Annotated in this window: 12 protein-coding genes and 1 pseudogene; 8 read left to right on the top strand and 5 right to left on the bottom strand. The window is 64.8% G+C overall.

Translation table 11 applies throughout. From position 1 onward, the window contains the following. The 4 genes and pseudogenes from B0G62_RS24300 to B0G62_RS24285 all read right to left on the bottom strand — a co-directional run. A pseudogene (locus B0G62_RS24300) lies at positions 1-362 on the bottom strand (electron transfer flavoprotein subunit alpha/FixB family protein); the annotation flags it as partial. A gap of 23 nt (positions 363-385) precedes the next feature. Then, a complete protein-coding gene (locus B0G62_RS24295) occupies positions 386-1,135 on the bottom strand; it encodes an electron transfer flavoprotein subunit beta/FixA family protein (RefSeq protein WP_103706754.1) in 750 nt (249 codons plus the stop codon). 56 nt (positions 1,136-1,191) lie between these two features. Next, on the bottom strand, positions 1,192-1,440 hold the full coding sequence (locus B0G62_RS24290; RefSeq protein WP_407671236.1) for a BON domain-containing protein: 249 nt from the start codon (positions 1,438-1,440) through the stop codon (positions 1,192-1,194). Positions 1,441-1,603: 163 nt separating this feature from the next. Beyond that, positions 1,604-2,719: a porin gene (locus B0G62_RS24285; RefSeq protein ID WP_103706753.1), complete on the bottom strand. Its 1,116-nt coding sequence runs from the start codon at positions 2,717-2,719 to the stop codon at positions 1,604-1,606. 335 nt (positions 2,720-3,054) lie between these two features. Here B0G62_RS24285 and B0G62_RS24280 point away from each other — a divergent pair, with 335 nt between their 5' ends. From B0G62_RS24280 to B0G62_RS24245, 8 genes are all read left to right on the top strand, one after another. Continuing rightward, a complete protein-coding gene (locus tag B0G62_RS24280) occupies positions 3,055-3,645 on the top strand; it encodes a DUF2889 domain-containing protein (RefSeq protein ID WP_103706752.1) in 591 nt (196 codons plus the stop codon). A 243-nt stretch (positions 3,646-3,888) separates the two neighbouring features. Continuing rightward, positions 3,889-6,621, top strand: coding sequence for a winged helix-turn-helix domain-containing protein (locus B0G62_RS24275; protein WP_244193357.1), 2,733 nt, complete (start codon positions 3,889-3,891; stop codon positions 6,619-6,621). Positions 6,622-6,839: 218 nt separating this feature from the next. Further along, complete coding sequence (locus tag B0G62_RS24270; protein ID WP_103706750.1) at positions 6,840-8,717, top strand: feruloyl-CoA synthase; 1,878 nt, start codon at positions 6,840-6,842, stop codon at positions 8,715-8,717. A 67-nt stretch (positions 8,718-8,784) separates the two neighbouring features. Beyond that, complete coding sequence (locus tag B0G62_RS24265; protein WP_103706749.1) at positions 8,785-9,924, top strand: acyl-CoA dehydrogenase family protein; 1,140 nt, start codon at positions 8,785-8,787, stop codon at positions 9,922-9,924. 30 nt (positions 9,925-9,954) lie between these two features. Then, on the top strand, positions 9,955-11,142 hold the full coding sequence (locus B0G62_RS24260; RefSeq protein ID WP_103706748.1) for a lipid-transfer protein: 1,188 nt from the start codon (positions 9,955-9,957) through the stop codon (positions 11,140-11,142). Positions 11,143-11,164: 22 nt separating this feature from the next. Next, a complete protein-coding gene (locus tag B0G62_RS24255) occupies positions 11,165-11,605 on the top strand; it encodes a MaoC family dehydratase N-terminal domain-containing protein (protein WP_103706747.1) in 441 nt (146 codons plus the stop codon). Positions 11,606-11,618: 13 nt separating this feature from the next. Then, positions 11,619-12,035, top strand: coding sequence for a MaoC family dehydratase (locus B0G62_RS24250; RefSeq protein WP_103706746.1), 417 nt, complete (start codon positions 11,619-11,621; stop codon positions 12,033-12,035). A 37-nt stretch (positions 12,036-12,072) separates the two neighbouring features. After that, positions 12,073-12,897: an SDR family NAD(P)-dependent oxidoreductase gene (locus B0G62_RS24245; protein WP_103706745.1), complete on the top strand. Its 825-nt coding sequence runs from the start codon at positions 12,073-12,075 to the stop codon at positions 12,895-12,897. A gap of 62 nt (positions 12,898-12,959) precedes the next feature. On the opposite strand, the gene B0G62_RS24240 is transcribed toward B0G62_RS24245, so the two are convergent. Further along, on the bottom strand, positions 12,960-14,114 hold the full coding sequence (locus B0G62_RS24240; RefSeq protein ID WP_103706744.1) for a CaiB/BaiF CoA transferase family protein: 1,155 nt from the start codon (positions 14,112-14,114) through the stop codon (positions 12,960-12,962). Positions 14,115-14,141: the final 27 nt, after the last annotated feature.

Below are 14,141 nucleotides of genomic sequence, written 5' to 3'. Positions count from 1 at the left end.
TCCGGCGAGTCCACCGCCGTGATGTCGCTGATCTGCGCGACGTCGAGCTTCGCGGCGATACGCGGCGTGACGTTCTTGCCCGATGCCGTTGCCGGCGCGAGGATGTGCGAGTAGTTTTTCGCGATGCCCAGAACCGTCGCTTCGACGTTCTCGGCCAGACCTTGCGCGAGTTGCGGCGCGTCGGCGAGCAGCACCTTCGACACGCCCGCGATCTTCGCGGCCGCATCAGCCGCAGCCTGCGCGTTGTGACCCGCGACCAGCACGTGCACGTCGCCGCCGATCTTCAGCGCCGCTGCCACCGTGTTCAGCGTTGCCGCCTTGATCGACTGATTGTCGTGTTCAGCGATTACCAGATTCACCAGATTCGTCATTTTTCCATCGCTCCTTACAGCACCTTGGCTTCGGTCTTCAGCTTCTCGACCAGCGTCTTCACGTCGGCGACCTTCACGCCTGCCGAGCGCTTCGGCGGCTCGACAACCTTGAGCGTCTTCAGACGCGGCGTGACGTCCACACCGAGATCTTCGGGCTTGATCGTTTCCAGCGGCTTCTTTTTCGCCTTCATGATGTTCGGCAGCGTGACGTAGCGCGGCTCGTTCAGGCGCAGGTCCGTCGTCACCACCGCGGGCAGCGTCAGCGAGAGCGTTTCCGCGCCGCCATCGACTTCACGCGCGACCGTAGCCTTGCCGTCGGCGACCGTGATTTTAGAAGCGAAGGTCGCTTGCGGCAGATCCGCCAGCGCGGCGAGCATCTGGCCAGTCTGGTTCGAATCGTCGTCGATGGCCTGCTTGCCCAGGATGATCAGCGAAGGCTGTTCCTTGTCGACCAGCGCCTTGAGCAGCTTGGCGACAGCCAGCGGCTGGAGGTCTTCGTTCGACTCGATCAGGATCGCGCGATCGGCGCCGATCGCCAGCGCCGTGCGCAGCGTTTCCTGGCTCTGCGAAACACCGCAAGAAACCGCGATGACCTCGCTAGCCACGCCCGCGTCTTTCAATCGCACCGCTTCTTCCACAGCGATTTCGTCGAACGGATTTATCGACATCTTCACATTGGCGATGTCGACGCCCGTGCCGTCAGACCTGACGCCGACCTTCACGTTCGCGTCCACCACGCGCTTCACTGCAACCATGACTTTCAATTTCGTCCCCTTGATTCGTTGGTTGACGCTTTAACCCCGACGCTGCGCAAGCCGCGTCAGAACGTCGAAAGCGTCAGCGTATTTTTCACCGAGGTCACACCCTGCACCCCCTCGGCAACCTGCGAAGCCAGGCCGATCTGGGCCTGCTCGGGCACCCAGCCTTCGAGCAGCACGGCGCCGTCATGCGCACGAACGGTGATACCGGTCGCGCGCAGTCCCTTCGCCTTGCCTAGCGCGGTGAGCACGCGGCGGCGCAGCGCGCGGTCGGCTGCCTTTGACGACGTCGCAGCGCCGGAGCTTGCCATCGGCGTAGGCGACGATGAAACATCGTTCTGCGCATGCGCGCCAATTGCGAAATTCATCAGCAGACCAAATAAAATAACCTGGCCGGTTCTTGCGATTTTCATGGGGAATTCTCCCTGATCGTTATGTGTGATGCGCTGGCCGGACAGCGCCAGCGCCTCGTAATCAGAAACGGTGCGTCATACCGACGACGGCCAGCACCTGCTTCGTGCCGGGGCCAGACACGGAAACCCCGGGCCAGCTCATCGTCGCCGAGCCGTTGTTCTTCATATAACCGGCCCGCATGTAGAGCGAGGTGCGCTTGGACAGGCTGTGATCGGCGCCGATCTGCACGCCCGGCGTGTTGTCGTGCACGCCTCGCACGTTGCGCTCGAAGCCGGCGATCATGATTGCGTCGGCCGGCGTCGCCTGAATCGTCGCGCCGAATTCCATCAGGCTGTTGGACCTGGCGGCGCCCAGCAGCGCGGCGAGCGAGTGTGCCGACGCGTCGTGCGGCCGGTTATACCCGTAGTTGAACTGCAGGTTGACGATGCCGATGCGATAGCCGATTGCGCCCGTGTAATGTTCGGTGTCCACCAGGTTGAGCGCGGCAGGCAGCCCGGGGACCGTTTCCGTGCCGGGGTGCTGGAACTGGTACGCCAGGCCCGCGTAGAGCCCGTAACCCGAGTACGACAGTCCGAGGTCGAGCGTATTTCCCGATTGCTCCGGCACCGGCTGGGTCACGGTGGCCGCAAAACCATACATCGCATAGAGCTGGAACCCGCCCATATTCGGCGATTTATAGAGGACCGAATTGCTCGTACGGCCCGTGACGGCTTGCGTGGCGAGCGTATTGCGATCGACAGCCAGCACGCCCGCTGAAAGCGGCGACAGCACTTCGTTACCTCGGAAAGGATCGGTCGGGTAGACGATCCAGAAGGTCGGCTGGTACTGGCGGCCAAACGTCAGTGAGCCGTACTTTTCGTGATTCAGGCCAACCCATGCCTGCCGGTAGAAGAGCGCCGTCGTGTCGGCGAACAAAGCGCCATTGTTGATGTTGAACCCACTTTCGACGTCGAATGCGGCCTTCAGCCCGTTGCCAAGGTCTTCGCTGCCCTTCAGGCCGACCATCGACCCCGTATTGCCCCCGCTACGCATCGAGTACGAATGGTTGCCTCCATTATCGAGATACTGGAAAAACACATCGGCCACGCCGTAAAGCGTGACGCTGGACTGCGCCGCCGCGCTAGCGGCCATCAACGCCGCCGCTGCCCCGCAAATGCTCTGCCTGATCAACCGCATGCATGTCTCCTGTTGTTGTTTGCCCGCATCGGCCAGATGCTGCGAATGGGGAACGCGTCCCGCGTTGCACAGCACTTGCGGCGCAGTGTTGCAGCCCTTGCGGAAGGCTCAACTACCCGAACGGAGTGGGGACGGGAATACCCGACATATTCGAGACGCGTGTGCGGCGAGGTTTGACGGCTGTTGCGCGTGCCGACAGCGACGGGCGGCAACGGGCGTGGGTCGCCGACTACCCGGTGCGGGTGGGGACAATATCCCGCTCGCCCGACACTATCGGACGATCGAGCCGCTGATCGAACCACAAGGCGCGTCACCGTATTCAGGAGCAAGACACCATGTCCGGATATCCCACTGCAAGCGCACCGCGGCGGCTCGCCCATACGCGTCAGATTGTCTGCACCGGCTATGTGCGCGAAGACGGTCTCTACGACATCGAAGCCCGTATGACAGACACGAAAGGTCAACGCTCGCAACTATTGTTAAAGGTGCTGCCGGCGGGCGACGCGCTGCACGATATGTGGCTCACGATCACCGTGGACGCCGGCCTCGTGATCCGCGCCGCGTGCGCGCGCACCGGGGCGGCCCCGGCACCCTACTGCACGGAAATCAACGAGGCCTACGACAAACTGGTCGGTATCCGGATCGGCGAAGGCTTCACGAGGGAAGTCCGCGCGAGGGTGGGCGGCACGCGCGGCTGCACGCATCTCACGGAACTGCTGGGACCGATGGCTACCGTGGCGTTCCAGACCGTCATGGGCACGCGCACCGGCGAAGGGTCGTCGCTGCCCCTGCTGGATACCTGCCACACATGGCGCGCCGAAGGCGAAGTCGTGCGGATCGTGCGCGAGCGCACGATCCAGGCGCACAACGCGGACATTCGGCACGCCCCCGACGCCGCCCGCCTGGCGGCAAACAACGATGCATAGAACCGGCAATCCGGCGGCTGCGCGGCTGCAGGCAACGTCGCGAGCCAGCAGGACCACGCCGCGGCATTGGAGCCGTGCTGGCGTGCGCTACAATGGTGCGATCCTCCACAGATCATCAGAGGTGCCAGGCATCGGCGGCACTTCGAATGGAAGGCACACGCGCACATGCCGCAACGTTCAGATCCTCTCGATGCGAACCGACCCGGGAAGAAAGACGCTGCTTCCAGCGTCACATCCCGCGTAATGGCGCCGCGCAACAAGACGCGCACCGTTGCGCGCACGCGTCTGATCGACAAGCTCATTGAGGCCCGGCGCAAACGCTGCATCCTGGTTCAGGGCCCGGCGGGCTGCGGCAAGACGACAATGCTGGTCGCCTGGCGAGAAGCCCTGCTGCCGCTGGGCTTCGATCTCGCCTGGCTAACGCTGTCACCGGACGACAACGACCTGGCCAGTTTCATCGACAGCCTGGTGGCGAGTCTCGCGCAGATCGATGCCGATGTCTGCCAGGAGGCGAGTCTCTTTGGCGGCCGCGGCGTAGACGACGAAGCGGTCGAGCGCACCGTCATCGCATTGGTGCGCGGCATAGGTCGGCATACGCGCGATATCGCCCTCGTCATCGACGACCTGCATCACATCGCCGCCCCACGCAGCTACAAGGCGCTGCAGTGGCTGCTCGACTATGCGCCGCCCAACCTGCACGTCGTGCTCGTTTCGCGCGGCACGTGCCCGATCTCGCTCGGCCGCTTGCGTGACCATGGGCTCGTGCTCGAACTCGACATGCGCGACCTGCGCTTCACGTTCGCGGAGTCCGCCGAATACCTGCGCGCACAGCTTGGTACCGTGAGCGAGCACGACGCGCGCGAGATGCACGAAACCACCGACGGCTGGGTGGCCGGACTACAACTTTTCGCCATGCGGCTGAAGCGCCGCCGCGCGGCTTCGAGCCCAGGTACCAGCGCAACGCCGCCAATCGTCGACGCCCCCTTGCACGACGCAAGCTCGTTCGCCGCGTACTTCGATCGTGAAGTGCTGTCGCGTCTTTCGCCCAGCGAGACCGAATTACTGATCCGCACGTCGGTATGCGCACGCTGGTGCTCGTCGCTGTGCGTCGCGCTCGTCGGCGAAGAACAGTCGCCAGCGGACATCGCCGCCCTGCTCGAACGGCTCGAGACCGACAATCTGTTCATCGCGCAGATCGAGATGGTCGGCAACAAGACGTGGTACAGGCTCAATCCGCTTTTCCGCGAGACGCTGCGTCAACGCTTGCGCGAGCGCAGCGAAGCGATGCAGCGCGCCGTGCACGACGCCGCCTGGCGCTGGTTCCGCGATCACGACCTGCCGGACGAAGCCGTCCGCCACGCGCTGCAGGCCGGGCAGCCCGCCGCCGCCGCCGATCTCGTCCTCAAGGCGGCGCGCGGCCTCCAGGTGGCCGGCGATCTGCGCAAGCTCGTTTCGCTCATCCATCAGCTGCCGCATGCCCAGGTCGAGGCCCACATCGGCCTGCGCCTGTGGCGTCTGCAACTCGAGCTGTATGCACGCGATTTCGATGCCTGTGCAGCCAGCATCGCGCGGCTCAAGGCCGACATTCCGGCCGATGACGTTCCCGGACGCTACCGGCTCGTGCTGCTGATCGTGGCTGTCGACGTCCAGCGTGACGATCCGGACAGCGCGCGCGCCCACCTTCCGGAGCTACTCGCCGCGCCGGCGAACGCCGACAGCTTCTCCATCGGCGCGCGCAACAATCTGCTCTCGTGGCTCCACATGCGTTGCGGCGAATACGAGCAGGCACGGTCCGCGCAGCTCGATGCAACCCGCCCGCTGATCGGCGGCTCGCCGTTGATGGGCACCTCGGCCGGCGTACTCAACGGCCGCGCTCTGGTGGGCTTCAGCTACGCGCTAGAGGGACAGTTCTCGCAGGTCGAGCGCATCAGCCGCGACGTGCTCGCGGAGGCCGACCAGCGCGGCAACAGCGCAGCCGAACCCGCCTGCTTCGCAGCGGCGCAGCTCGGCGAGGCGCTCTACGAATTCAACGATATCGCCGGTACACGCAAGCTGCTGGAGGACCGTGTCGATGTGCTAGAGCGCGTGTCCATCCCCGATTCCGTGCTGCGCGTGCTCAAGGTGCTCTCGGCCGCGCACTGGGCCGAGGGTCATCGCCTCGACGCGTTCGCGTACCTGGAGCGGCTCGAAGAATTCGCGCTGCGCCACGACCTGCCACGCCTCGCCGCCCACAGCCTGGCGGCCCAGGTGCAGCGCCACCTGCAATGCGCCCAGTTCGACGACGCCGAATCCGACCTCGCGCAACTCGCCGCTATCGCGGCCCGCCTGCGGCCCAAACGTCCGCTGACGTGGCGCGAAGTCCACGCGCTCGCCGAAGAAGCGCGCGTGAACTGGTGCATCGCCCACGAAGACTTCGAAGGCGCGCTCACCCACCTGCACGAGCTCGTCGCGTTTTGCGGCGAGCATGGATGGCTGCATCAGGTCGCGCGCTTGCGCATGCAGTCGGCGCTCGTCGATTTTCAGCGCGGGCGGGTGGACGCCGCGCGCCAGAGCGCGCTGTCCGCCCTGCGCCTGGGCCACCGCCTTGGCCTCGTGCGCAGCATTCTCGACGCCGGACCTGGCGTCGTGGATTTCGCCCTGCAAATCGTGAGCGCCGAACCGGGCGAACCCGTGCTCGCCTTTTACGTGGACCGGCTCAAGGCCGCTCAGGCACACACCGCGAGCCTCACGAGCATGCCGCTCGCCAGGGCCGCGGCTAGCGGCGCGGCGCCGGCAGGCATCGACGCGCTCAGCGAACGTGAGGCGAAGGTGGTCAGCCTGCTCGCCCAGACGCTGCCGAACAAGAAAATCGCCCGCACCCTCGGCATCTCGCCGGAAACGGTCAAGTGGCACCTCAAGAATATCTACGGGAAGCTCGGCGTGACGAGCCGCGACGAAGCCGTTGCACGTATGCGCGATCTGGGCCTCGAGCCCTAGCCGGATCGGCGCTCGCCCGCAGAAATCCTCCAGCGAACGCGCACCACCCGACCCTCACCACCGCTACCCGGTTCGGGTGGTTGAGCCGTTCTGAAGAGCGGCTATTCTCTGTTTCACGGGGTTTGCGCCGGGTAACCCAGGCGCAACCTGAAAACCCCAAAAATCCGATGTGCCCGGCCCGCAGGGGCTGCACGCACACACCAAGGAGACGCCACCCGATGACGCCGATGGCCCCCACCCGGCAGACGGTTCCCGTCCGGCCCGTCCATATGCCCTTGCGGCGCACGCTGGTCGAGCGGCGCAGCGACGGCAGCCTGATCCTTCGCCCTGCCGCCCCGCCGCCTGCAATCACGCAAGGCAGCTTCGCCGACTTCCTGGAGGACTGGGCCGGCGTGCGCGGCGACGCCGCCGCTTTCTGCGAGCGCGACAGCAACGGCGCCTGGCGCAAGCTGAGCTGGGCCGAACTGTGGCAGCAGGTGCAAGCGGTCGCCGCTGCACTGCTCGACATGGGTCTCGGCCAGACGCAGCCGCTGATGCTGCTTTCGGGAAACTCGATCGAGCAGGCTATCGTGCTGCTCGCCGCCGAATACGTCGGTATTCCCACGGCCCCGGTTTCGCCTGCCTATGCGATGCTCAGCCAGGACTTCGCCCGCCTGAAGAACGTGGTTGAGATGGTGCCGCCGGCCGCGATCTTCGTACAGGATTCGATGCGGTTTGAACGCGCACTCGCCGCGCTCAAAGACACGCGAGCCCCGGTGATCGCCGTCCACGCCGTAAGCACGGGACAGATCGCCTGGGCCAAGCTTGTGGGCACCGAACTCAATGCCGCGCGCCGCAGTGCCATTGCCGCCGCGCGCGCAGCCATCACGCCCGACGCCATTGCGCGCATCCTGTTCACCTCCGGCTCGACCGGCATGCCCAAGGGCGTTCCCCTCAGCTACCGCAATTTCAAGGCGGTCGCCTCGTATTTCGCGGACAACCTCGCCTTCCTGCGCGATACCGAACCGGTGTTCCTCGACTGGCTGCCGTGGCATCATGGTCTCGGCGGCGTGCTCAACCTTGGCCGCTCGATCCAGTTCGGCGCGACCCACTACATCGACGACGGGCGGCCTCTGCCCGGTCTCATCGAGCGCACCGTGCGCAACCTGCGCGAGGTCGCGCCCACGATCTTCACGAGCGTACCGTCCGCCTGGACCGTGCTCGCCAACGAACTCGAACGCGACGACGAACTCGCCGCCAACCTGTTCTCCAAGGTCCACTTCTTCGGCTACGGCGGAGCAAGTTTGCCCGTCGAGGTGCGCGAACGTATCCAGCGCGTCGCCGAAAAAGTCGCCGGTGAGCGCATCGCGTTCCTGACCGGACTCGCCTGCACCGAAACGAGCGGGATGGGTACCTATTGCGGCTGGCCCTCCGAGACGCCCGGCAACATCGGCACGCCGGTCCCCGGCTCCGAGGTCAAGCTGCTGCCGCTGGAAGGCGGTGACGGCCGCTACGAGATCCGCATGCGCGGCGCCAACGTCTTCGGCGGCTATATCAAGAACTCCGAACTAAGCGCGGCCGCCTTCGACGATGAAGGTTTTTTTCGTCTGGGCGACGCCGTGCGCCTCGCCGACCCCGACGATCCTTCGAAGGGGATGCTGTTCGCGGGCCGCGTCGTCGAAGACTTCAAGCTGGCAAACGGCACCTGGGTCCGCACGGGCGCCGTGCGCCTCGCGCTGCTCGATAGCTGTGCGCCGCTGCTCGCCGATGCCGTGATCTGCGGGCACGATCAGGCGTATCTCGGCGCGCTCGCGTGGCCTAACATCGCGGCCTGCCAGCGCCTTGCGCCCGAGCTGGAAGGTCTCGACCCGGCCGCTCTCGTCACGCATCCGGTCGTGGTCGAAGCCTTGAGCAAGCGCCTGAAAAACACCGGCGACCTGGGCGCCACGCTCGTCGTCCAGCGGCTCCTGCTGATGGCCGAACCGCCTTCGATGGATGCCAATGAAATCGCCGACAAGGGCTATGTCAATCAGGCCGTCACCCGTGCGCGCCGCGCCCATCTGATCGACGCCCTCTACCTTGCTGAACCCGCCGCGCACGTCGCGCTCGCGAAGTAGCGCCTGAAGTACGGCGCGAATTTCAGCGCTTTCACGAACCCAACCGACCCAGTTCAGGAAAACCCAGATGCAGATCAACCGCAACGTCTTCCGCGACGACCATGAGATGCTGCGCACCTCCGCGCGCCGCTTCCTCGAAAAGGAGTGCGTACCCCGCCAGGCCGAATGGGACAAGGCCGGCAAGGTGGACCGCGAAACCTGGCTCAAGGCCGGCCGCGAAGGCCTGCTGTGCCTCACGCTGCCAACCGAGTATGGCGGCGGCGGCGGTGACTTCGGCCATGCCGCCGTACTCAACGAGGAAATCAATCGCGCCGGCATAAGCGGCCCGGGTTTCTCGGTGCACTCGGACATCATCGCTCCGTATATCGCGCGGCTCGGCAACGAAGAGCAGAAACAGCGCTGGTTGCCGAAGGTGTGTTCGGGCGAGTTCATCCTCGCCATCGGCATGACCGAGCCTGGCACCGGCAGCGATCTCAAGGCCGTGCGCACCACCGCCATCCGCGATGGCGACGAGTACGTCATCAACGGCAGCAAGACCTTCATCAGCAATGGCCTGAACGCCGATCTCATCATCATGATCTGCAAAACGGACCCGTCAGCGGGCTCGAAGGGCGTGAGCCTGATCATGGTCGAGGCGGACCGCGAAGGCTTTCGCCGTGGCCGCAAGCTGGACAAGGTCGGCCAGCATGCGCAGGACACCGCCGAACTCTTTTTCGACAACGTGCGCGTGCCGGTCTCGAACCGTCTCGGCGAGGAGGGCAAGGGCTTTGCCTACCTGATGGCGGAGCTGCCGCAGGAGCGCCTCTCGATCGCGGTCGGCGCGGCCGCCAAGCTCGAAGCGTGCCTTGAACACACGCTGAATTACGTGAAGGACCGCAAGGCATTCAACCAGACCGTCTGGGACTTCCAGAACACGAAGTTCAAACTCGCGGACATCAAGGCGCAGACGCTCGCCGTGCGTCTGATGGTCGATCATTATCTCGGCGAACACGTGCGGCGACGCCTCACGCTCGAAGAAGCCGCTGTCGTCAAGCTGTTCGCGACCGAATCCCTGGGCAAGGCACTCGACGACATGGTTCAGTTGCACGGCGGCTACGGCTACATGCTCGAATACCCGGTGGCGCGCGCGTTCGCCGATGCCCGCGTGACGCGAATCTACGGCGGCACGAGCGAAGTGATGCGTGACCTCATCTCGCGAAAACTTTAAAAAAATCTCATTACGATCAGGAGTACTGATATGACTCGAAGCGCATTTATCGCTGGCGTCGGCATGATTCCGTTCAGGAAGCCGGGCACGAGCGACACGTACGACGTGATGGGCGCCAACGCGGTTCGGCAGGCGCTGGCCGACGCGGGCCTCGACTATCGCGACGTACAGCAGGCTTACGCGGGCTACGTCTATGGCGATTCGACCTCGGGTCAGAAGGCGCTCTATCACGTTGGCATGACCGGCATTCCGGTTATCAACGTCAACAACAACTGCGCGACGGGTTCCTCGGCGCTCTTTCTCGCGCGCCAGGCGGTGCAAAGCGGGGCCGTGGATTGCGCTCTCGCAGTCGGTTTCGAATTCATGGGTCCGGGCGCGCTGAAGTCGGTGTGGAGCGATCGTGCAAGCGCGCTGGAGCGCGCGAATGAGGTCGTCGATGCGCTGGTGGGCCGCCAGGAAGGACTCTCCAACGCAATCCGCCAGTTCGCGGGGGCCGGCATGGCGCACATGCAGAAGTACGGCACCCAACTCGAAACGTTCGCGAAGATCCGCGCCAAGGCGAGCCGTCACGCCGCGCGCAATCCGCTGGCCGTATTTCGCAACGTCGTGACAACCGAAGACGTGATGGCCGCGCCGATGCTGTGGGAAGGCGTGCTAACGCGACTGATGGCCTGCCCGCCGACCTGCGGTGCGGCAGCGGCGCTGATCGTCTCGGAAGAATTCGCGAAAAAGCGCGGCTTGCGCACTGATGTCGTCATCGCGGGCCAGGCCCTGACGACCGATCTGCCGAGCACCTATGATGCACGCGACATGATCCGTGTGGTGGGTTTCGACATGACGCGCTCGGCTTCGCAGATCGCTTATGAGCAGGCAGGCGTCGGCCCCGAAGACATCGACGTGATCGAGTTGCACGATTGCTTCGCGCAGAACGAACTCATCACGTACGAGGCGCTTGGCCTGTGCGCCGAAGGCGGCGGCGAGAAACTCGTCAACGACGGCGACAACACGTTTGGCGGCGAATGGGTGGTCAATCCTTCGGGCGGTCTGCTTTCGAAGGGCCATCCGCTCGGCGCGACGGGTCTTGCGCAGTGCTACGAGCTCACGCAACAACTGCGCGGCGCGGCCGACGAACGCCAGGTGGATGGGGCAAAGGTTGCGCTCGCCCACAACGTGGGCCTCGGCGGCGCGTGCGTCGTGACCGTCTACAAAGCGGCTTGAACGGTCCTCGGGAGTCAATGCCATGATCGACAAGCAATTCATCGGCAAAACGCTGCCGGCGTTCCGCACGGTGGCTGAAGCCGGCCGCCTGCGCTTCTTCGCGAAGACGATCGGCGAAACGAATCCGGTCTACTTCGACGAATCGGCCGCGCACGACGCCGGTCATCCTGCGCTGCCTCTGCCGCCCACGTTCCTGTTCTCGCTCGAATTCGAGCAGCCGGACACGTCGTGGCGCGAACAGATCGGCATCGAGCTGCCGCGCATTCTGCACGGCGAACAGACTTTCACGTACCACCGGCTCGCCTATGCCGGCGATGTGCTGCAGTTCGAATCGCGCATCGCCGACATCTACGACAAGAAAGGTGGCGCGCTGGAGTTCGTCGTGCGCGAAACGCGTGTCACGAACCAGCGCGGCGAACACGTAGCCGATCTGCGCAGCGTGATCGTGCAACGCAACGCCTGACGGAGACCCGCATATGGACAAGCTCGACTACGACGCGATCGAGGTCGGCCAGACGCTGCCGCCGCTCGCGCTACCTCCCGTTGACCGCAAGATGCTCGCCCTCTTTGCTGGCGCCTCTGGCGACCACAACGCGGTGCATATCGACATCGACTTTGCACGGCGAGCAGGCATGCCCGATGTGTTCGCACACGGCATGCTCTCCATGGCCTGGCTCGGCCGCCTGCTTACCCAGTGGGTCGATCAGCGCCAGTTACGCCAGTTCGGCGTGCGTTTTGTCGGCATCACGCATCTTGGACATCGCATCACCTGCACGGGACGCGTGGTGGAAAAATTCGAGGCCGATGGTGAACGACGCCTGCGCCTCGTCATCCAGACCGCCAATCAGTATGGCGAATCGCGCGTCGTAGGTGACGCCGTGATCGCCGTTTGAACAGCATCGCATTCAATCTGAAGAAGGAGACAGCAATATGGGTAAGCTCGATGGCAAGGTGGCGCTCGTCACCGGTTCCGGGCGTGGCATCGGCCGCGCGATCGTCGAAAAGCTCGCGAGCGAGGGAGCACGCATCGTCGTGAACGATCTCGACGCCGATCCGGCACACGAGACGGTGGAAGTGCTCAAGAAAATGGGCGCCGAGGCCGTGGCCTGCGTGGGCAACGTCACCTCGCCCGATTTTGCCGAGCGCTTTGTCGGCACGGCGATGAACACGTTCAAAGGCATCGACATCCTCGTGAACAACGCCGGTTACACCTGGGACGACGTGATCCAGAAGATGACCGACGAACAGTGGTACGCGATCCTTGACTGCCACATGACTGCGCCGTTTCGCATCCTGCGCGCCGCGTACCCCCACATCAAGGCGTTGCACGCCGCCGATGTCGCCGACGGTCGCGAGGTCTATCGCAAGATCGTCAACATCTCCTCGACCTCGGCGCTCAACGGCAATGCCGGGCAGATGAACTACTCGTCCGCGAAGGCCGGTGTGATCGGCATGACTCGCGCGCTCGCCCGCGAGTGGGGCCGCTTCAACGTCAACGTCAACGCCGTGGCTTTCGGTCTCATTCATACGCGCATGACCGCCGCCGACGCAAAAGCCGGCGCCACGGTGCGCATCGAGAATCGCGAGATCCGCGTGGGCCTGAACCCCGAGATGCTGAAGACGCACGCGCAGCGCAATCCGCTGGGCCGTGGCGGCACGCCTGAGGAAGCGGCAGGCGGCGTGTATCTGTTCTGCTCGCCGGAGTCGAACTACATCACCGGGCAGACCATTGCGGTAGCGGGCAATCTTCAGTAACAGCGGCTGTGTTTTAGCGACCAACAGCGAGGCGGTTTTTTCTCCGCCTCGCTGCGGTTTCTTCAATCGCGGTAGCCGAGTCCGAGCGCTCGCAGCCGCGCAATCGATGCGGTGTCGAAACCCCAGTCGCACAGCGCCGCATGACCGTGCTCGCCGCGCTCCGGCGCGGGCGCGCCGGCAACCGAAGGTGTCGCCGAAAAGCGCGGCGCCGGAGCCGGTTGCATAACGCCGGCGATTTCCACAAAGCTCGCCCGCGCGCGATTATGTGGATGCGAAGGGGCTTCCGAGAACGTCAACACGGGTGCAACGCACGCATCGGAACCATCGAAGATCGCACACCACTCATCGCGCGTGCGGCCAAGAAACGCAGCGGTGAACCGCTCGCGCAGAATGGGCCAACCATTTCGATCATGCTGTTTCGGCAGATCCGCGTCAGCCAGCCCGAGCTTTTCGATCAGTTGTCCATAGAATCTGGACTCGACGGCTCCCACCGACATGTAGTGGCCGTCTTTAGTGCGGTAGCTGTCATACCATGGCGTGCCACCGTCGAGCAGATTGCTTTCGCGCTGTTCGTTCCAGTGTCCGGATGCGAGCAGCCCCCAGATCACCGAGCCCAGTTGCGCAGCGCCCTCGACCATCGCCGCATCCACCACCTGCCCGCACCCGCCGCGCTGCACGTTGAACAGGGCCGCGACCACACCCAGCGCGAGCAACATGCCGCCCCCGCCGTAGTCGCCAACCAGGTTGAGCGGCGGCACGGGCGCCTCGCCTGCCCGCCCGATTCCCGACAACACGCCCGACAAGGCTACGTAGTTGAGGTCGTGGCCCGCGCGTGCGGCGAGCGGGCCACTCTGCCCCCAGCCGGTCATACGGCCATAAACGAGCCTGGGATTGCGTGCCAGGGCCAGATCCGGGCCCAATCCCAGGCGCTCCAATGTGCCGGGCCGAAAGCCTTCGATCACGACATCGGCCGTCGACATCAGTTCGAGCGCCGCCTCGATCGCGCTGGACTCCTTGAGATCCAGGGTGACCGAGCGCCGGCCACGCCCCGGAACGTTGACGATCTTGCCGGAACGCCTGGGCCCGAGGTCGTCGGGCGCCTGCGGCCGGTCGATGCGAAGGACGTCCGCCCCCATATCGGCCAGCAGCATGGCAGCGAACGGCGCGGGCCCGATCGCTTCGAATTCCAGCACGCGAATACCACTTAGCACACCCATCCTCATCTCCTCATTGTGCGTCTTGCT

It is taken from the genome of Paraburkholderia eburnea, from assembly GCF_002917095.1.
GTDB classification, from domain to species: domain Bacteria; phylum Pseudomonadota; class Gammaproteobacteria; order Burkholderiales; family Burkholderiaceae; genus Paraburkholderia; species Paraburkholderia eburnea.
This window is presented reverse-complemented; position numbering and strand designations above follow the sequence as displayed.